Raw genomic sequence first — 20,247 nt, 5'->3', positions numbered from 1 at the left:
CTTACTTTTAATCCATGACAGAGGAAGATATTGAAAAAGAAAATGCAGCAATTACTAAAGCCTACAAAGAATTATTAAAAGTTAGCTACACGACGCTATCTGGTGATGATAAAAAACTAATACGTAAAGCTTTTGATGTTGCTATAGATGGTCATAAAGACCAACGTAGAAAATCTGGAGAAGCTTATATTTTTCATCCTTTAGCTGTAGCAAAAATAGTTGCTCAGGAAATCGGATTGGATGGCACTTCTATTGCTGCTGCCCTACTCCATGATGTTGTTGAAGATAGTCCGGATTATAAAATAAAAGACATTGAAAAACTATTTGGAAAAACAATAGCCACCATTGTAGATGGTCTCACAAAAATATCTTCTTTAAGTAAGGAAAAAGACATGAATGTGTCTTTACAGGCAGAAAATTTCCGTAAAATGCTTCTTACACTTAATGACGATGTACGTGTTATCATAATAAAAATTGCAGACAGGCTCCATAATATGCAAACAATGGCATCGATGCGTCCTGATAAACAAGAAAAAATAGCCTCAGAAACCTTATATATTTATGCACCGTTAGCACACCGAATTGGTTTATACAACATTAAAACCGAACTTGAAGACTTGGGCTTAAAGTATACCGAACCAAATGTTTATAATGACCTTTTTGATAAAATAAAAGAAAGCAAGGAAGAGCAAGATAAATATATTGAAGAATTTAGTGAGGTAATAAGGAACTCATTAAATAAAGAAAGTTTTGATTATACTATAAAAGGACGACCTAAGTCTATTTTTTCAATTAGAAAAAAAATGCTTAAACAAGGGGTATCTTTTGATGAAGTATACGATAAATTTGCGGTAAGAATTATTTACAAAAGCGACGAGGTTAATGAAAAGTTTTACGCATGGAAAATATACTCCGTTGTAACAGATCATTTTAGACCTAATCCCATACGTCTTCGTGATTGGATTTCCTCTCCTAAATCTACAGGATATGAAGCTTTACATATTACCGTTATGGGACCTAAAGGACGTTGGGTAGAAGTTCAGATACGAAGTGAACGTATGAATGAAATTGCCGAAAAAGGCTATGCCGCTCACTATAAATACAAACAGGATAACGAGAAAGAAGATAATTTAGAAAGTTGGATTAATAAACTTCAAGAAGCTTTAGAAAACCCAGACACCAATGCAGTAGATTTTGTTGAGCAATTTAAACTTAACCTTTATTCTCAGGAAATTTTTGTATTTACACCTACTGGAGAATTAAAATCATTACCGAAAGGCGCTACATCATTGGACTTTGCTTTTAATATTCATACCGAAGTTGGTATGAGAACAAGAGGTGCCAAAGTAAATGGTAAATTAGTGCCATTGAGTCACGAATTGCAAAGTGGTGACCAGGTAGATATTTTAACCTCTGAAACGGCAAAACCCAATGCCAACTGGTTAGACTATGCCACCACAGCTAGAGCTAGAAGCAAAATAAAATCAGCCTTAAAAGAAGATAAAAAACGCATTGGCGAAGATGGCAAAGAAATTCTTAGAAGAAAACTAAAGCAACTAAAAATAACGCTAAACGAAGCCTCTACAAACGAGCTAGTTAACTATTTTAAGCTTAAAACAAGTTTAGATTTATTTTATAGGGTTGGTATTGGTACTATTGACAATACCATGATTAAAAGCTATGCAGCTTCCAGAAGCAACGCTTTAATGAGTTTTATTAAAAATAAAATTACCAGAAAAGCAACTATAAAAAAGGAAGACTTAGAAAAAGAAGAAGTTACTGCTAAATACGATTCTTTAGTCTTCGGTAAAGAAGAGGAAAAACTAGACTACAAAATATCTAATTGCTGCAACCCAATTCCTGGAGATGAAGTTTTTGGTTTTCTAACCGTTAATGAAGGTATTAAGATTCATAAAAAAAACTGCCCTAATGCGCTTAGTTTACAATCCAATTATGCTTACAGAATTATGCAAGCTAAATGGGTAGACTCTTCGCAACAAGAGTTCTTGGCTAAAATTAAAGTTACAGGAATTGATCATATAGGATTAGTAAGTGATATCACTTCTATCATTTCAGACAATATGCATGTGAATATGAAGAGCTTAAGTTTTGAAAGTGACGATGGTTTATTCTCTGGAAAAATCAATGTCGTTGTGAAAAATAATACCATTATAAAAAAACTTTTAGAGAAGTTAAAAAAAATTAATGGTATAGATAAGGTTACTAGAGTGTAAAAAAAGTGTAAATTTGCGACGAAATTATGAATGCAAAGGCAGATACAAAAAATCAAGACATCGTAAAAAGCGTATTTACTAGCTTTTTAGAAAATAACGGGCACCGAAAAACTCCCGAACGCTACGCTATACTGCAAGAAATTTATAATAATACAGAACATTTCGATATAGAATCCTTATATCTTAGCATGAAAAACAAGAAATATCGTGTTTCTCGTGCTACACTTTACAATACCATAGAATTACTTCTAGAATGTGGTTTGGTAAGAAAACATCAGTTTGGACAGAACCAAGCACATTACGAAAAATCATATTTCGATAGACAACACGATCATGTTATACTAACTGATACAGGAGAAGTTATAGAGTTTTGCGACCCTAGAATTCAATCTATTAAAAAAACAATCGAAGAAATCTTCGATATAGAAATTAATAACCATTCACTCTATTTTTACGGAAATAGAAAATCAAACACTTAACTAATTTTTTACAATGGCAGTAGATTTACTACTAGGATTACAATGGGGGGACGAAGGCAAAGGAAAAATTGTTGACGTACTTACCTCTAACTACAATATTATTGCACGTTTTCAAGGTGGTCCTAATGCAGGGCATACTTTGGTTTTTAATGGCAGAAAACATGTTTTACATACTATTCCTTCTGGCATATTCCATAATGATGCTACAAATTTAGTAGGTAATGGCGTTGTTATAGACCCTGTTATTTTTAAAGGAGAACTAGACAAACTGGAAGAACAAAATGTAGATTATAGAAAATCCTTAGTTATTTCTCGTAAAGCACATATCATTTTACCAACGCATCGTTTGTTAGATGCTGCTAGTGAAGCATCTAAAGGGAAAGCTAAAATAGGTTCTACTCTTAAAGGTATTGGCCCAACTTACATGGACAAAACTGGTAGAAATGGTATTCGTGTTGGCGATTTAGAATTAAGTGACTGGAAAGAACGTTATAGAGCTTTGGCAGATAAGCATGAATCGATGATTTCTTTTTACAATGTAGATATAGAATATGATTTAGCAGAGCTTGAAGTAGAGTTTTTTAAAGCTATAGACGTTTTAAAATCTTTAAAGTTTATCGATTCTGAAGAATATATTTATCAAGCACAAAAATCTGGGAAAACAATTCTTGCTGAGGGCGCTCAGGGATCGTTATTAGATATCGATTTTGGCACTTATCCATTTGTAACATCAAGTAATACAACAGCCGCTGGCGCTTGCACAGGGTTAGGCGTATCGCCCAACCAAATTGGTGATGTATTTGGTATTTTTAAAGCCTATACAACGCGAGTAGGTTCTGGTCCTTTCCCAACAGAACTTTTTGATAAAGATGGAGAAACTATGGCACGCGTTGGTAATGAGTTTGGAGCTACCACAGGGCGTCCAAGACGTTGCGGTTGGTTAGATTTAATCGCTTTAAAATACGCATGTCAAGTAAATGGCGTTACGCAATTAATGATGATGAAAGGCGATGTTCTTTCTGGTTTTAAAACTTTAAAAGTATGTACCGCTTATAAATACAAAGGAGACGTTATTGAACATTTCCCTTATAATATTGAACCAGAAAACGTAGAACCTATTTATACCGAGTTTAATGGTTGGGAAGAAGATTTAACAGAAATGTCTGAAGCTTCTCAATTACCACAAGCTTTAAACGAGTATATTGAATTTTTAGAAAAAGAACTAGAAATTCCAATTACTATTGTTTCTGTAGGACCTGATAGAAAACAGACTATTTTTAGAGAGCAGTTGGTTCACTAAATATTAGACATATTTTTATTATAAAAACCGCTTCAAAGTATTTTGGAGCGGTTTTTGTTTTATTCCAAATCATAAAAAATACACAACAGATAATTAAACATCATTATAATCGTTATTTTTACGACAAACTTTTTATATTTTGAACAAACTACAAGTTTTATTTTTCATCCTTATTATTGGTTTTGTTTCATTAACAACCAATGCCCAAGAAAAAAAGAAAATTGAAATTGAATACGCTGGTAAACTTACTATAGATGAAGATAACTACCCAGGTGCCAAAGTGCTAACCCGTGATGATGCACAACAAGTACATATAAAACATAAAGGAGCAAATATGTGGTGCGATAAAGCCATTCACTATGGTAAAGAAAATTTCATTGAAGCTTATGGTAACGTTCAATTAAAACAAGGTGATACCATAGACATGACTTCAAAATATGTAGAATATAGTGGTCTGACTGGTTTAGCATTTGCAAGTGGAGATGTTGTCTTAAAAGACCCTAATTCTACAATATCTTCAGACACTTTATATTTAGACCGCACCAAACAACAGGCTTTTTATAAAAATGGTGGAACAGTTGTAAAGGATTCATCTGGTACTATTACAAGTAAAATTGGGAGGTATTACATGGATATTAAAAAATACCAATTTGTTGAAGATGTAGTATTAGTAAATAAAGAATCGACCATTAATTCCAATTTTTTCGATTTCTATTCAGATACCGGTCATGCTTATTTATTTGGTCCATCAACAATAACAACAGAAACAAGCGTAACGTATTGTGAAAAAGGATTTTACGATACCGAAAATAAAGTGGGCTATGCCTTAAAAAAAGCAAGAATAGATTATGATAATCGTATTATAGAAGGAGACAGTCTGTATTTTGATAATAATATTAGTTTTGCTTCGGCTACCAATAACATAAAAGTAACAGATACTATAAATAATAGTATCATAAAGGGACATTACGCCGAAGTTTTTAGAGGGAAAGAAAAAGATTCTGTATTTATTACAAAGCGAGCTTTAGCAATTACACAGCAAGAAAATGATTCTATCTATATGCACGCAGATAAAATCATGGTAACTGGAAAGCCTGAAAATCGTATTATCAGAGCTTATTATAATGCTAAAATATTTAAGTCTGATCTTAGCGGCAAAGCAGATTCCATACATTCAAACCAAAGAACTGGTATTACCGAATTAATAAATATAGACCGGTTTTCGTCTGGCGATAAGTTTTCCACAAAACGAAGACCTATTATCTGGAATATAAAAAATCAAATGACAGGTGATACCATTCATTTAATTTCAAATACAGAAACAGAAAAAATAGATTCGCTAAGGGTTTTCAATAATGCCTTTATTATTAGTAAAGACACGATAAGTGAAAATGGTTATAATCAAATTTACGGCATGCGATTAACAGGTCTATTTAATGAAGAAAATGAGCTAAGGCAAGTTGATATCGTCAAAAATGCTGAGTCTATTTTTTATACTCGCAATGATAAGCAAGAACTTATAGGGATTGACAAAGCTAAATCGGGAAGTATTTCCATGCTTTTTGCTGCCGGTGATATAGAAGAATATAATAGAATAAATCAAGTGGATGGTAAATTATATCCTGAATCTGAATATCCAGAAAAAGAAAAAATCTTAAAAGGTTTTGATTGGCGTGAAGATGAGCGTCCTATGAGTGTAGAGGATTTATTTAAAGATGATCCTCCTTTAGTATTACCTGTTATAAAAGGATTAGAAGATTATGTTCCTCAAGAAGAATTCTTTGACGAAGAGATGCTAAAACGCATTGAAAATTCCGATACTCGACCAAAAAACAACAGAGAAAAGCCCTTAAAAGCATCGAGAAATATTCCAAAACCAGTTGAAAAGAAACAAGTTCCTTTGACTCCAAAAACTATAAAACAAAACCGAAAGAAACTTATTGAATCTAAAGCTAACCCTCCTAACAGGAAATAGTGAAATCAGATTTTTTTAAATATCAAGCACAAACAACGCCTCACCCATTAGCTATGGAAATTTCTCATGCTAGCGGTTCCTATATTTATGATACCGATAATAAAGCATATTTAGATTTTGTAGCTGGAGTTTCGGCGTGCCCTTTAGGGCATAATCATCCTAAAGTTATAAATGCAATTAAAGCTCAATTAGACAGTTATTTGCATGTCATGGTATATGGAGAATATATCCAGAAACCAGCTGTAGAGCTCACTAAATTATTAGCTAACAATCTCCCCAGTTCTCTAGAAAAAACATATTTAACCAATTCGGGTACCGAAGCCATTGAAGGCGCCTTAAAACTAGCCAAACGTGCTACTGGAAGAAGTGAAATTATAGCAGCACATAAAGCATATCATGGTAACACCATGGGAGCTATGAGTATTATGGGGTATGAAGAAAGAAAACAAGCATACAGACCATTATTACCAGATGTACAATTCATTACCTTTAATAATGAAACCGATTTAGAGTACATCACGACTAAAACGGCTTGCGTAATCTTAGAAACAATACAAGGTGGTGCTGGTTTTATAGAACCACAAGAAGCGTATTTAGAAAAGGTAAGAAACCGATGTGATGCTGTTGGAGCGCTTCTGATTTTAGATGAAATTCAACCAGGTATAGGCAGAACAGGTAAGCTTTTTGGGTTTGAGCATTATAATTGTATTCCAGATATTTTAGTTACTGGTAAAGGTTTAGGTGGCGGTATGCCTATAGGAGCTTTTACAGCATCTGGAAAACTCATGGAGTTATTACAGGACAACCCAAAATTAGGACATATTACGACTTTTGGAGGTCACCCTGTTATTGCGGCATCTGCTCTGGCAACCTTGAAAGAAATAACAGAAAGTAACTTAATGCAGCAAGCACTAGAAAAAGAAAAATTAATTCGTAAACTTCTGGTACATCCGCTTATTAAAGAAATTAGAGGAAAAGGACTTATGCTTGCCATTATAACACCTTCAGAAGAGATAACAAATTCATTAATTCTTAAGTGCCAAGAAGCAGGTTTAATACTATTTTGGCTCCTTTTTGAATCTAAAGCAGTAAGAATAACGCCGCCTTTAACCATTACAAATGAAGAAATTTCTAAAGGCTGCTCAATAATTATTAAGGCTTTAAGTACTATTGAAGACTAACCACACCTCTCAACTTTCTGAAAATCAAATCAAAAAGCCTAAAACTCCACAAAAGGCATAGTTGTTGATTACTTTGTTAAAAACATTTACTTGGCCTGTCATGATTAAGGCAAATAGAAGCTTAAATTTATTCATATAGAAACTTACAATAGTGTGTATGGAGTTTAGTCATAATGACAATAACAATTTACCTTTGTCGAAATTTGAATCGATGCTAAAAACAAATCATGTTTTATTCTTCGATTCTGAAGAGTTTGAAAACATTATTCACTATTATCTAAATCAAGGCAAAATAGCTTTAGCAAAAAAAGCGATTAAATTAGGTCTAGACCAACATACCACATCTATAAATCTAAGACTTTTTAAAGTTGAAGTTTATGTTTTCGAAGATAAACTAGTAAAAGCAGACACTTTATTGAATGAGCTTTATAGTCTAGATCCCATGAATGAGGAAATCTACATTCAAAAAGCCAACATATTATCTAAAAAAGATGAGCATCAACAAGCTATAGATGTATTAAAAAAAGCATTAGAGCTCACAGATGATGTTATTGATTTGTATTCTTTAATTGGTATGGAATATCTCTTTTTAGACCAATTTGAAAATGCCAAAATATATTTCATAAAATGTTTAGATGAAGATATGGATGACTATTCTTCACTTTACAATGTAATATATTGCTTTGAATATCTAGGTCAAAATGAAGAGGCTATTTCTTATTTAAATACATTTCTGGACAAAAACCCATATTGTGAAGTAGCATGGCATCAATTAGGAAAACAATACTACGCCTTAAAAAAGCATAAAAAAGCATTGGCTGCTTTTGATTTTGCTATTATTTCTGACGATACTTTTGTAGGTGCATACCTAGAAAGAGGAAAAGTCCTTGAGGAATTGAAACGTTATGAAGATGCCATTGAAAATTATAGTATTTCCTTAAAACTAGATGAACCAACATCTTTTGCTTTATTACGTATAGGCAGCTGCCATGAAAAATTAAGAAATGATGATTTAGCTGTTCAATACTATTACAAGACTGTACATGAAGACCCTTTATTAGATAAAGGCTGGATAGCAATAACAAAATATTATAACAGAAAAAAGAATTTCCAAAAAGCATTATATTATATAAATAAAGCAATTAATATAGATCCTGAAAATGTTATCTATTGGAAATTATATTCACAAATTAACCAACGCCTTAACTTTTATGAAGAAGCAGAACGTGGATTCAAAAAAACTCTGGAATTAGGAAATTATGAACTCAATACATGGTTATCTCGTGGTGATTTATTAATCAAACTTGGCGAACCGCAAGCTGCTATTTATAATTTTGAGCAAGCGCAGGAATTTTATCCCGAAAACGCTGAGTTGGAATACCGTTTAGCTGGTTTATATTTTTCTCTAAACGAAAATGACAAAGGTACTTTCCATTTAAAAAATGGAATTCGTTATAATAAAGAATACGCCTTTATAATCGAAGAACTTTTCCCTAAAGTTTCTAACAGAATACTGGTAAAAGCACTACTTAAAAATAGGACTGTAAAATAACCTTGATGAGTGACGAAAAATATCAGAAGGATGAGATTCCTCCTTTTTCAAAAGAGAGGACAATTTCGATTTTATCAAAATTAGGAGGGTTGAAATAGTATTATTTTACTGAAAATACACAAATTACACGCTTTTTATCAGTCCGAGTCTTTCAAGTTCAAGAAATCAAGACAGGCCAAAGTCGAAACCCATTTAAACTTGTATATTTTTATGGTCTTTCGTTAAGCTTCGCTAGGTATCTTCAATATAAAATACATTTTATATTTTGATAATGCTCAAGGCGACAAGCTACAAAATTAGAGGTTGGTGTTTAAAATGAGTTTTTTCGTTAACATAGACTCCACTATTCGTATAATGCCCATATAACCACTAAATATGAACGTGTTTGGTAATAATATTCTTAATTTCTAGTCGAATTTTTAATCATGAATGTTTATTAAAATGTATACCTTTGATTTTAGTTTAAAAATCAGAATATGCAAAGACGTTTAATCGATTATTTCATTATTTCTTTAAAAGGTTTAGCTATGGGAGCTGCAGATGCAGTCCCTGGTGTTTCAGGCGGTACTATTGCATTCATATCTGGTATTTACGAAGAACTAATTTCATCTATTAGTAATATAAACATTTCTCTTTTTAAAACGCTCTTCAGTAAAGGTTTGAAAGCTTTTTGGGAACAATTAAACGGAAATTTTTTACTTGCATTGGCAGCTGGTATTATAATCAGTTTTGTATCATTCATGAAACTTGCCAAGTATTTATTAGAAAATCATCCTATTTTAATTTGGTCATTCTTTTTTGGACTAATAGTGGCCAGCATTTATTTTGTTGGAAAACAAATTTCTAAATGGAATACATCTGTAATCATAGCTTTAATTGTTGGTGCTGGGATTGCCTTTTATATTACAAGGCTTCCAGCTTTAACGACAAGTGAAAGTTCTTTATACCTGTTTTTTGCTGGAGCTATTGCTATTTGTGCCATGATATTACCTGGTATTTCAGGATCTTTTATATTAATAATTTTAGGCGCATATAAAACGCTTAGCGATGCTATTCATGATATAGATATAAAGAAAATACTTGTTTTTGTTGGTGGAGCCCTTGTAGGACTACTTAGTTTTAGTCATATTTTAAAATGGCTTTTCAAACATTATCATAATATTACATTAGCATTACTTACTGGTTTTATTTTTGGATCTCTAAATAAAGTATGGCCATGGAAAAAAACGTTAACATGGCATACTAATTCCAAAGGCATAAAAACACCCATTTTACAAGAAAGTATTTCTCCTTTTTCTTTCGATAGTGAAAGCCAACTTTTGTTTGCTATTATTTTAATGATTATTGGTTTTTTAACTATTTTTATTCTAGAAAAAGTAGGTTCAAAAAAACAATAATGGAAAGTACCAGGACACTTACCGATAAAATTTTTCTTATTCTAAAAGGATTAGGTATGGGAGCTGCCAATAAAGTTCCTGGTGTATCTGGAGGTGTTGTAGCTTTTGTTGCTGGTTTTTACGAAGAGTTTATTTATTCACTTAAAAAAGTAAATATTAAAGCTTTTAAATTACTTATTAATGGTCGGTTTAAAAGTTTTTTTAATTATATAAACGGTCGTTTTTTAAGTCTACTTTTCTTAGGAATGATTATTAGCTACTTTAGTATTTCTAAAGTTTTAGATTACCTAATAAAATACTATGAGCTTTATGTTTGGAGTGTGTTTTTTGGAATGATAATAGGATCTATTTATTACATAAATAAAGATTTTAAAGATTGGAACCTCAAAACTTATACCTCATTAGTTATTGGAATAATAGTTGGCTTAAGTATTAGTTTTTTTAATCCTGCAAAAGAAAACGACAACCTTTGGTTTGTATTTTTTTGTGGCATCATAAGTGTCTCAGGAATGACACTTCCTGGTTTTTCAGGTTCTTTCATACTCATTTTATTAGGCAACTATGTGCTCCTTTTAGTGGATTCTGTAAATGCACTCTATGATACCGTTTATGAAGTTCTAGGAGGTAATTTCACTTTTACTGATAATTTAGAACGTATAAGAATGCTCAAAGTTTTAGCTGTTTTTACATTAGGGTCTGTAGCTGGCTTAGTCACTTTCTCTCATGCACTTAGTTATATTTTGAAACACTACAAGAGCATAACAATATCTGTCATTATAGGTTTCATCATTGGTTCACTAGGTGTTGTATGGCCATGGAAAAAAACGGCATATAAAATGGATATTGATGGTAATTTTGTTTTAGATTCGACAGGCCAAAAAATAATAGAAAATTATAAGCGTTTCATTCCAGAATTAAATACAGAAACCTACTATGCCATTGCATTCGTTTGTTTTGGAATTGGTATTGTTTTAGCCTTGGAATGGTACGGACAAAAAACCAGAAAAACTCATGAATAAATTAGGACTATTAGGTAAAGATATATCATATTCATTTTCAAGAGCATATTTTAAAAAGAAATTTGAAAATGAAAAGATAGTTAGTACGACCTATGAAAACTTCGATATTGAAACAATCGATCTATTTCCTTCTATAATAAAAGACACTATAAATTTAAAGGGGCTAAATGTTACCATACCCTATAAAGAAGTCGTTATACCATACCTAGATAAAGTAAATAAAAAAGCAAAAGCTATAGGCGCAGTAAACACCATAAAAATTACTAAAAAAGGAAAATTAGTAGGTTATAATACAGACTGTTATGGTTTTAAGAAAACGATAGAACCTTTTTTAAAAGCACATCATAAAAATGCACTGATTTTAGGAACCGGTGGAGCCAGTAAAGCTATTGCCTACAGTTTAAAAAAACTAGGTATCTCATATCAATATGTTTCAAGAAATCAATCAGAAGGAATTGGTTTTACTTATAATTCTTTGACTGATGATGTTATCAAAAAACACCAAATAATTATAAATTGTACGCCGTTAGGCACCTTTCCAAATGTTGATGATTGCCCGAACATCCCATACCAATCTATAACAAATCAACATATTTTATTCGATTTAATATACAATCCAGAAGAAACCAAGTTCTTGAAATTAGGCAAACAACATAATGCTGTAATAATTAACGGACTTAATATGTTAAAATTACAAGCAGAAAAGGCCTGGTCTATATGGGATTTATAGTTAAACGGTCTTACAATAGTTAAAAGCCCTTCTTATTCTTTGTAAATAATAAGACTTGTTAGTATATTTAAAGTCTAAAGTATTTAATGAACCTTAACATTTTTTAAAATGTCTGATAATAAAAAACTGCAAGAAATAGAAGAAAACAATGAAGATAAGTCAATTGTAAGTCTATCTAATGATACAACGAACGATGACACTTCATTAGAATCAAATGACGAGATTGACAGGACTGAGGATGCTACTGGTTCTGAGGATGCAGTTAATACTGATGAAACAGTTGATAAGCAAGACATTGAAGAACCTGAGACAGAAGCACATGTTGAGATAGGTACTGATACTGAAGCTAAAACAGCAGAAACTGAAGATCGTAATGAAGAAACTTCAATAGTGAATCAATCTAATAGTGACTCAACTAACGACGCTTCATCAGAGTCAAATGACAAAACTGAAAAGGCTGATACTGCCAATTCTGAGGATGTAGTTGATACAAATGAAGCTGTTAGCAAAAATAGTAAAGACATTGAAAGTCCTAACGAAAATACAAAACTCGAATCGGACACTAAAACCGAAACCAAAGCTCCTGAAACAGAAAAAGAAGCAGATAAAGTCATTAACGAAATAGAAGAGTCTAATGCAGAAGATGCAGAAGACGAAGGTAATAAAGAAAGACATACTATTGAAGTTAAAGCTTATGACACGATGTCTTTAGAAGCACTTGCTATTGAATTAGAGAAACTTTTAAAAAATGAAAAGGTACAAGCCATAAAATCTCATGTAGACAATATAAATAATGAGTTTAAAACTAAGTTTCAAGCTTTAATAGATGAGAAAAAAGAAGATTTTTTAAATGATGGTGGTAACGAAATAGATTTTTATTATTCCTCTCCTGTTCAAAAAAGATTTAAAGAAGCTTATAAAGAATATCGAAAAAGATTAAACGAACATTACCAAGGTTTAGAAAAAAACCTAAAGCAAAATTTAGCTAATAAACTAGAGATCATTGAAGAGTTAAAAGGCTTAATAAACCTAGAAGAGAATATAAACACAACTTATAAGCACTTTAAAGAATTACAAGAACGCTGGCGTACAACGGGCCCTATACCAAGAGACAAGTATAATAATGCCTGGAATAGTTATCACCACCACGTAGAGATATTTTACGATTTCTTACACTTAAATAGAGATTTACGAGATTTAGATTTTAAACATAACTTAGAAAAGAAGTTATTAATTATTGCCCGAGCTGAAGAGTTAGCTCAAGATGATAATGTTATGCGTTCTTTTAGAGAGCTACAAGAACTACATAAAATGTGGAAAGAAGAACTTGGTCCTGTAGCTAGAGAGCACAGAGAAGAAATCTGGGAACGCTTTAAAGCAGCCACAAAAATTATTAATGATAAACGACAAGTTTACTACCAAGAAATAGATAAAGTTTACGAAAAAAATCTAGAAACCAAGCTTGAAATTATAGCTAAAATTAACGCTGTAAATACAGAAGAGAACAAGTCCCACAGTGCTTGGCAAAAGAAAATTAAAGAAATTGAAGAACTTCGTAACGCCTTTTTTAATGCTGGAAAAGTACCAATAAAAGTAAATGAAAGTACTTGGGCTAAGTTTAAAGAATCTGTGCGCATCTTTAACAGGCAAAAAAATGCTTTTTATAAAGGTCTTAAAAAAGAACAATATAATAATCTACAACTAAAATTAGATCTAATTAAAATAGCTGAAGATAATAAAGATAGTGATGATTTTGAAGCAACAACGCCTTTGATGAAAAAAATTCAGAGCGATTGGAAAAAAATAGGTCATGTACCTAGAAAGGATAGTGACAAAATTTGGAAGCAATTTAAAGCTGCATGCAATAGTTATTTCGATAGATTACATGCCAAAAGAAATGCTGCTAATCAAGAAAACATAGATGCGTTCAATAAAAAGAATGAATTCTTAGGAGCTCTTAAAGAGTTAAAATTAACAGAAGAAACTAAAGAGAAAAATCTAGCTCTTATAAAAGAACAAATCATGCAATGGCGAACTTTTGGAAAAGTACCAAATGATAAACGATATATTGAAGGTAAATTTCAAAAGACTATAGATAGCTTGCTTACAAGTTTAGAAATGGATAAAAATGAAGTTGAAATGATAAAGTTTGAAAACAAACTGGATAACATTAATACTTCTGATGACGATCATAGAAACTTAGATAACGAACGTGTCTTTATTCGTAAAAAAATTGATGAAGTAAAAAGTCAAATTAATCAGTTAGAAAATAATCTACAGTTTTTCACAAATGTTAATGATGATAATCCGCTTGTAAAAGAAGTTCATCAAAACATTAAAACACACAAAGAATCTCTAAAACTTTGGCAAAGTAAACTTCAAAAAATTAAGGATTTTTATTAGAATTATTGTTTAACAAAGATAAAAACGTGTGGTGATTTAGTTAATTAATTAGGCTAAAATGCCCTCTATAAATGCGTTTTGTGCCTGTTTGATCTATAAGCTGTGCAACAAACCAATAGTCTGATGCTGGTAATTGGCTTCCATTAAATGTACCATCCCACTTACCATTCCTAGCATTTAATTGTTTAATCAACTTACCATACCTGTCATAAACATTTACAACTGAAGCATTAGAAAAATCTGTTCCTAATCCTTTTACTTGCCAAGTATCATTACTTCCATCATTATTGGGTGTGAAAAACTTAGGAAACCCAAGAATAAATACCTCTAATTTGACACTAGTACATTCATTTTTATCCCGTACATAAATAGTATGCAATCCAGCCTCTAACCGATCAAAAAATGGTTCATCTTGATAAGGGCCTAATATGTCATCCAAAGCAAATTCATACGCTACATTACCTAAATTATTATTTTCGTTATTAATGGCGATGCTATTATTATCAGTCAGCTCAACAATGGTAATATCTTCCATGTCTATAGTAGCTCTAGCAGGTACAGCAATTTCAAACGAAGTATTAGTATAACACGAGCTATGTATATTATTTGATATTCTAACATATATGGCTTGTCCATTCTTAATGGTATTCTCGAAAGTATTATAAGGCATTGATATGGGGATGTTATAGGCGTTATCTATAAAATAAGAAAAAGTAAAATCTGCCGCATTTTTACCATTTAACAATATGGTTTCATTTAAAGTTAAATCGAAAGTAGAAAAACCGTTTGTATCATCTCCATCCGCATTTGTATCACACTCGAATAAAGCAGGAATATCTTCAGATTGAAGCACTTCTACTGTTTCATAAATTTCTACATCCACAGAGAGCCTCAATATACTCTCACAATTATTGACCGTTTGTGTTGCGTAATAGGTAGTATGAACTAATTTTTCAGTAGTATCTAATGGCAATCCACCTGTACTTGTTGAATACCATTGTATTGCATCCCCAGTAGCGACTAAATCTGAAATAGAAGCCTCTTCGATGTCACAAAACGTTTGGAATGTACTAACAGCTGTTGGTGGAAGTGTTTTTTGTACTGTTAAAATAACTGGAGTTCTGGATGTCGATTTACAACTAGTAAGTGTTGCTGTTTCTGCTTCGACATAATAAGTAGTTGTATTAGAAAGTACTGGTGTAGTATATCTATTTCCTGTAAAAAGTGGAGTGACTGAAGTGACTGAATCATACCAATTAACATGTCCTGATGATGGGGTTGCACTTAAAACCCCAGCCCCTGATTCACAAACAACATCTCCATTAACAGATAATATGGTTGGAATAGCGATAACTTCAGCTCGTATGGGTATTCTATCTCCTACGGTGCATCCATTAATAGACGCATAGGCATAATAGGTTGTTGTTGTACTTATTATTGGTGTTGTAAATGACATTCCAGAACCTATTGGACTTCCTCCCGTGGCAGAAGTATACCAAAGTACTGTTGTTGCAATAGAAGAAGGTGTCGCAGTAAGGGTAAGTGTTCCAGTTCCACATCTGGAGCTCCCTTCACTATCAATGATACTAGCCGTATAAATACTTGTACTTGCAGATATATTGAGACTAGGGTCTCCAGGCAGGCCACCATATTCAACGATATAACCTTTAGGTTGATAGACTCCAGACGCAAGTCCTGTGTTAGTCAAATCATTCCAAGAACCCGCTCTACCAACATTTGGATCAGTTACATGTGCATAATCTTCGTCTCCTGCTTGATTAGGTTCAGATGTATTCCAATTAGCATAATTAGGGGTTGTCCCATTGATGGAACCATTCCAAAACACAGTACCATTTTCAGGACCAGTAACCCATTTCCATACACCCTCGGTTTCGGCATCACTTCCTCCTATCCATCCAGCTCCAGCAACTTGTTCTCCTGATAGTTGTGCTTCTTCTCGTGATGTAATTGTTGCTAAATAACCTTTAAGCCCAAAATATGTCCTTGCCTCTGCAGTAACCCTTGCATCAGTCCAGGTAATACCTAATGCAGGAACATACTCATAATAATGATCTGTAGAAGGTAAATAATTAGCATCTCCAATAGTAATAGAAAATGTTTTATCTAATGAGCGTGTGCTCGTACTTCGAAACTCTATAGCTTCAACCGCCGTAATTAAATCAATATAGCTAACTAGTCCACCAGCTGTATTGCTTTCTAAGGTTAGCTTTCCTTCAAGAGTATTCCAGGATGTTGAAATACTTGGATGTGAACCTGTAAGTGCTAAAAAATCTTCTCCTGATTGATAACCTGTTGAAATTTGAACAAATAATGCCTCAATTTCTGTATCGTCCAGATCTACAATATTGAAACTGGTAACTATATTAATTGGAATTGTAGGACAATATATTTGGTTTCCAGTCGCAGTTAAAGCAGGTGCAACATTTTGTGTATACCCATTAACATGAATTAAAAAAACTAAAAACGTGAATAATGTACTTATTCTACAAAACATTAATTTAAAAGTTGATAATTAAAAAATATACAATTTAAACAAATATTTTTTTGAATATTCAACTTTATATACCAAACGGTAATTAAAAAAGATAAAATACTAATACTTTATCAGTTATCAGTTATCTCCAAATAAAATACTTTCTTCTCGTATATTCTTTAGAAATTCTTTAAAATTCAAATACCTCTTTACAGATAAAGATCATAACGATTTTGCTTCCTCCCAAAAAACATCCATTTCTGCTAAAGACATATCTTTTAAAGGTTTATTAATAGCTTTAGCTTTTTCTTCTAAGTATTGAAAACGCTTGGAAAATTTCTTATTGGTACGTTCTAAAGCATTTTCTGGGTTAATGTTTAAAAATCTGGCATAATTTACCATAGAGAACATAACATCTCCAAATTCACTTTCCATAGCATCCTGATTTCCGGATTGTACTTCTGTTTTAAATTCTGCCAACTCCTCTTCTACTTTTTCCCAAACTTGATTAGGTGCTTCCCAATCAAAGCCAACACCAGCTACCTTTTCTTGTATTCTATTCGCTTTTACCAATGCAGGTAAACTTTTAGGGACGCCTTCCAAAACACTTTTTTTACCTTCTTTTAGCTTTAAGTTTTCCCAATTTCTCTTTACGTCTTCTTCATTCTCCACTTTAACATCGCCATAAATATGTGGGTGTCTGCTAATTAATTTTTCGCAAATACTATTGCAAACATCAGCAATATCAAAATCATTCGTTTCACTTCCTATTTTAGCATAAAAAATAATGTGCAGCAATACATCTCCCAATTCCTTTTTAACTTCCTCTAAATCATTATCCAAAATTGCATCTCCCAGCTCATAGGTTTCTTCAATAGTAAGGTGTCTTAAAGTCTCCATGGTTTGCTTTTTATCCCACGGACATTGAGCCCTCAACTCATCCATAATGGTTAACAATCTATCAAAGGCCTTAAGTTGGTTTGCTCTAGAATTCATATAAAGTGTTTCAGTAAAAATACAATTATAAATGGTTTTATTGATTTATTAGACCTGTCAGGTTTTAAAAACCTGACAGGTCTAAAAATATAAAAACAAAAAATCCAGCTTTTAAGCTGGATTTTTTTTATGAATAAGATATAGTTAATTAAACGGCATTTTGCTTTTTAATTAAGTTTAATGCTGAACCTTCATTATACCAATCTATTTGAGATTGATTATAGGTGTGGTTTACTTTAATGACATCTTTACTCCCATCTGAATGAACTGCTTCAATAGTTAATTGCTTACCAGGTGCAAATGCATTTAAATCTGTAAAGTTAAAAGTATCATCTTCCTGAATTAAATCGTAATCGGCTTCATTTGCAAAGGTTAAACCTAACATACCTTGTTTTTTAAGGTTTGTTTCATGTATACGAGCAAAAGACTTTACTATAACTGCCGCAACGCCTAAATGTCTCGGTTGCATGGCAGCATGCTCACGAGATGATCCTTCACCATAATTATGATCACCAACAACTATGGTTTTAATTCCGGCTTTTTTATACGCACGCTGCACATCCGGTACACCTCCATAATCGCCTGTTAATTGGTTTTTAACAAAATTTGTTTTCTGGTTAAAAGCATTTACCGCACCTATTAAAGTGTTATTGGCAATGTTATCTAAATGGCCTCTAAAACGCAACCAAGGTCCGGCCATGGAAATATGGTCTGTAGTACATTTACCAAATGCTTTAATTAACAGTTTTGCTCCTGTAATGGAATCTCCTAATGGTACAAATGGTGTTAATAATTGTAAACGCTCTGAATCATCTTTTACAGATACCTGTACATGACTACCATCAGCTTCTGGTGCTAAATATCCATTATCTTTTACATCAAAGCCTTTTGGAGGTAATTCCCATCCTGTTGGCTCATCAAACATAACTTCTTCTCCATTTTCATTAATTAACTTATCTGTTAATGGATTGAAATCTAAACGCCCAGCAACAGCAATTGCTGCTGTTAACTCTGGTGAGGCAACAAATGCATGTGTATTTGGATTTCCATCTGCACGCTTAGCAAAGTTTCTATTAAAAGAATGTACTATACTATTTTTAGGTGCATTTTTAGGATCACTATATCTGGCCCATTGCCCAATACAAGGGCCACAAGCATTCGTAAATATTTTAGCATCTAACTTCTCAAATACATCAAGAATACCATCTCTTTCAGCTGTATATCTTACTTGTTCAGAACCTGGATTAATACCTAATTCTGCTTTCATTTTAACCCCTTTATCTAAAGCTTGCTGTGCAATTGAAGATGCTCGTGACAAATCTTCATATGAAGAATTTGTACAAGAACCTATCAATCCCCACTCTACTTTAATTGGCCAATCATTAGCTTTGGCTTTTTCCGTCATTGCTGAACCTACTTCTGTCGATAAATCTGGTGTAAATGGTCCATTTAAGAGTGGTCCTAATTCAGATAAATTGATATCGATAACTTGATCGAAATATTGCTCAGGATTTGCATACACCTCTGCATCGGCAGTTAGGTGTTCTTTTACACTATTTGCTGCATCAGCAATATCAGCTCTATCTGTGGCACGTAAATAACGCTCCATAGAATCATCATAACCAAATGTTGAAGTGGTTGCTCCAATTTCAGCCCCCATGTTACAAATAGTACCTTTTCCCGTACAAGACATAGATGTTGCTCCTGGTCCAAAATATTCAACAATAGCACCTGTTCCACCTTTTACAGTAAGAATCTCTGCTACTTTTAAAATCACATCTTTTGGTGCTGTCCAACCAGATAATTTACCTGTTAATCTTACGCCTATTAATTTAGGAAATTTCAATTCCCATGCCATACCAGCCATAACATCTACAGCATCAGCTCCACCAACACCAATAGCAACCATTCCTAGCCCACCTGCATTTACCGTATGCGAATCGGTACCAATCATCATACCTCCTGGAAATGCATAATTTTCCAAAACTACCTGGTGAATAATACCTGCACCAGGTTTCCAAAAACCAATACCATATTTATTAGAAACAGATTCTAAAAAATTAAATACCTCGCTACTTACTGAATTCGCATGTTTTAAATCTGTTACAGCACCTTCCTTAGCTTGTATTAAGTGATCACAATGCACTGTAGTTGGTACAGCTACTTTAGATTTTCCAGCTTGCATAAACTGTAGTAAAGCCATTTGAGCAGTCGCATCTTGACACGCTATTCTATCAGGTGCAAAATCTACATAGTCCTTTCCTCTTACAAATGCCTTAGTAGGATTGCCATCCCAAAGATGAGAATACAAAATCTTTTCAGAAAGCGTTAATGGTTTTCCTACTATATCACGTGCTTTATCAACACGTTCAGCCATTTTGGTGTATACACCTTTAATCATATCGATGTCAAATGCCATAAAAAATATTTTAAATTTTGATTTTTTTTAAAGTCTTGCAAATTACAAAATAAAAACAAAGTTTTAAA

13 protein-coding genes are annotated in these 20,247 nt (G+C 32.7%); 10 read left to right on the top strand and 3 right to left on the bottom strand.

Annotated features, from left to right (window positions below; genetic code table 11):
- The first annotated feature begins 14 nt into the window (after window positions 1-14).
- The 10 genes from EM932_RS00155 to EM932_RS00110 all read left to right on the top strand — a co-directional run bounded on the left by EM932_RS00155 (window position 15) and on the right by EM932_RS00110 (window position 14,270).
- Window positions 15-2,234, top strand: a complete 2,220-nt coding sequence (locus EM932_RS00155) for a RelA/SpoT family protein (protein ID WP_135874262.1) — start codon at window positions 15-17, stop codon at window positions 2,232-2,234.
- A gap of 26 nt (window positions 2,235-2,260) precedes the next feature.
- The gene (locus EM932_RS00150) at window positions 2,261-2,713 is read left to right on the top strand and encodes a Fur family transcriptional regulator (RefSeq protein WP_135874260.1); all 453 of its coding nucleotides are present in this window, start codon (window positions 2,261-2,263) and stop codon (window positions 2,711-2,713) included.
- Between the two features lie 13 nt (window positions 2,714-2,726).
- Complete coding sequence (locus EM932_RS00145) at window positions 2,727-4,013, top strand: adenylosuccinate synthase (RefSeq protein WP_135874258.1); 1,287 nt, start codon at window positions 2,727-2,729, stop codon at window positions 4,011-4,013.
- Window positions 4,014-4,152: 139 nt separating this feature from the next.
- Window positions 4,153-5,988, top strand: a complete 1,836-nt coding sequence (locus EM932_RS00140; protein WP_135874256.1) for an OstA-like protein — start codon at window positions 4,153-4,155, stop codon at window positions 5,986-5,988.
- Window positions 5,988-7,169 (top strand): aspartate aminotransferase family protein, encoded by a 1,182-nt coding sequence (locus EM932_RS00135; protein ID WP_135874254.1) that lies wholly within the window; start codon window positions 5,988-5,990, stop codon window positions 7,167-7,169. The genes EM932_RS00140 and EM932_RS00135 overlap by 1 nt, the downstream gene beginning before the upstream one ends.
- A gap of 157 nt (window positions 7,170-7,326) precedes the next feature.
- Window positions 7,327-8,721, top strand: a complete 1,395-nt coding sequence (locus EM932_RS00130) for a tetratricopeptide repeat protein (RefSeq protein WP_135874252.1) — start codon at window positions 7,327-7,329, stop codon at window positions 8,719-8,721.
- A gap of 476 nt (window positions 8,722-9,197) precedes the next feature.
- On the top strand, window positions 9,198-10,118 hold the full coding sequence (locus tag EM932_RS00125) for a DUF368 domain-containing protein (protein ID WP_135874250.1): 921 nt from the start codon (window positions 9,198-9,200) through the stop codon (window positions 10,116-10,118).
- Entirely contained in the window at window positions 10,118-11,137 is a 1,020-nt protein-coding gene (locus EM932_RS00120; protein ID WP_135874248.1) for a DUF368 domain-containing protein, read from the top strand. The genes EM932_RS00125 and EM932_RS00120 overlap by 1 nt, the downstream gene beginning before the upstream one ends.
- Window positions 11,130-11,867 (top strand): shikimate dehydrogenase family protein, encoded by a 738-nt coding sequence (locus tag EM932_RS00115; protein WP_135874246.1) that lies wholly within the window; start codon window positions 11,130-11,132, stop codon window positions 11,865-11,867. Before EM932_RS00120 ends, EM932_RS00115 begins: the two co-directional genes overlap by 8 nt.
- A 108-nt stretch (window positions 11,868-11,975) precedes the next feature.
- Complete coding sequence (locus tag EM932_RS00110) at window positions 11,976-14,270, top strand: DUF349 domain-containing protein (RefSeq protein WP_135874244.1); 2,295 nt, start codon at window positions 11,976-11,978, stop codon at window positions 14,268-14,270.
- Between the two features lie 40 nt (window positions 14,271-14,310).
- Here EM932_RS00110 and EM932_RS00105 read toward each other — a convergent pair whose 3' ends face one another.
- From EM932_RS00105 to EM932_RS00095, 3 genes are all read right to left on the bottom strand, one after another.
- On the bottom strand, window positions 14,311-16,785 hold the full coding sequence (locus EM932_RS00105; RefSeq protein WP_135874242.1) for an Ig-like domain-containing protein: 2,475 nt from the start codon (window positions 16,783-16,785) through the stop codon (window positions 14,311-14,313).
- 201 nt (window positions 16,786-16,986) lie between these two features.
- Window positions 16,987-17,760 (bottom strand): nucleoside triphosphate pyrophosphohydrolase, encoded by a 774-nt coding sequence (mazG, locus tag EM932_RS00100; RefSeq protein WP_135874240.1) that lies wholly within the window; start codon window positions 17,758-17,760, stop codon window positions 16,987-16,989.
- Window positions 17,761-17,908: 148 nt separating this feature from the next.
- Window positions 17,909-20,179, bottom strand: coding sequence for an aconitate hydratase (locus tag EM932_RS00095; protein WP_135874238.1), 2,271 nt, complete (start codon window positions 20,177-20,179; stop codon window positions 17,909-17,911).
- Between the last annotated feature and the right edge of the window lie 68 nt (window positions 20,180-20,247).

This window comes from Flavivirga rizhaonensis (assembly GCF_004791695.1).
GTDB classification, from domain to species: Bacteria; Bacteroidota; Bacteroidia; order Flavobacteriales; family Flavobacteriaceae; genus Flavivirga; species Flavivirga rizhaonensis.
This window is presented reverse-complemented; position numbering and strand designations above follow the sequence as displayed.

What these genes read in the sequence shown, in the direction of transcription:
- EM932_RS00110 (WP_135874244.1), top strand. Translation starts at nt 11,976, where the DNA reads ATGTCTGATAATAAAAAACTGCAAGAAATAGAAGAAAACAATGAAGAT.
- EM932_RS00150 (WP_135874260.1), top strand. Translation starts at nt 2,261, where the DNA reads ATGAATGCAAAGGCAGATACAAAAAATCAAGACATCGTAAAAAGCGTA.
- EM932_RS00115 (WP_135874246.1), top strand. Translation starts at nt 11,130, where the DNA reads ATGAATAAATTAGGACTATTAGGTAAAGATATATCATATTCATTTTCA.
- EM932_RS00095 (WP_135874238.1), bottom strand. Translation starts at nt 20,179, where the DNA reads ATGGCATTTGACATCGATATGATTAAAGGTGTATACACCAAAATGGCT.
- EM932_RS00155 (WP_135874262.1), top strand. Translation starts at nt 15, where the DNA reads ATGACAGAGGAAGATATTGAAAAAGAAAATGCAGCAATTACTAAAGCC.
- EM932_RS00145 (WP_135874258.1), top strand. Translation starts at nt 2,727, where the DNA reads ATGGCAGTAGATTTACTACTAGGATTACAATGGGGGGACGAAGGCAAA.
- EM932_RS00105 (WP_135874242.1), bottom strand. Translation starts at nt 16,785, where the DNA reads ATGTTTTGTAGAATAAGTACATTATTCACGTTTTTAGTTTTTTTAATT.
- mazG (WP_135874240.1), bottom strand. Translation starts at nt 17,760, where the DNA reads ATGAATTCTAGAGCAAACCAACTTAAGGCCTTTGATAGATTGTTAACC.
- EM932_RS00130 (WP_135874252.1), top strand. Translation starts at nt 7,327, where the DNA reads ATGGAGTTTAGTCATAATGACAATAACAATTTACCTTTGTCGAAATTT.
- EM932_RS00120 (WP_135874248.1), top strand. Translation starts at nt 10,118, where the DNA reads ATGGAAAGTACCAGGACACTTACCGATAAAATTTTTCTTATTCTAAAA.
- EM932_RS00125 (WP_135874250.1), top strand. Translation starts at nt 9,198, where the DNA reads ATGCAAAGACGTTTAATCGATTATTTCATTATTTCTTTAAAAGGTTTA.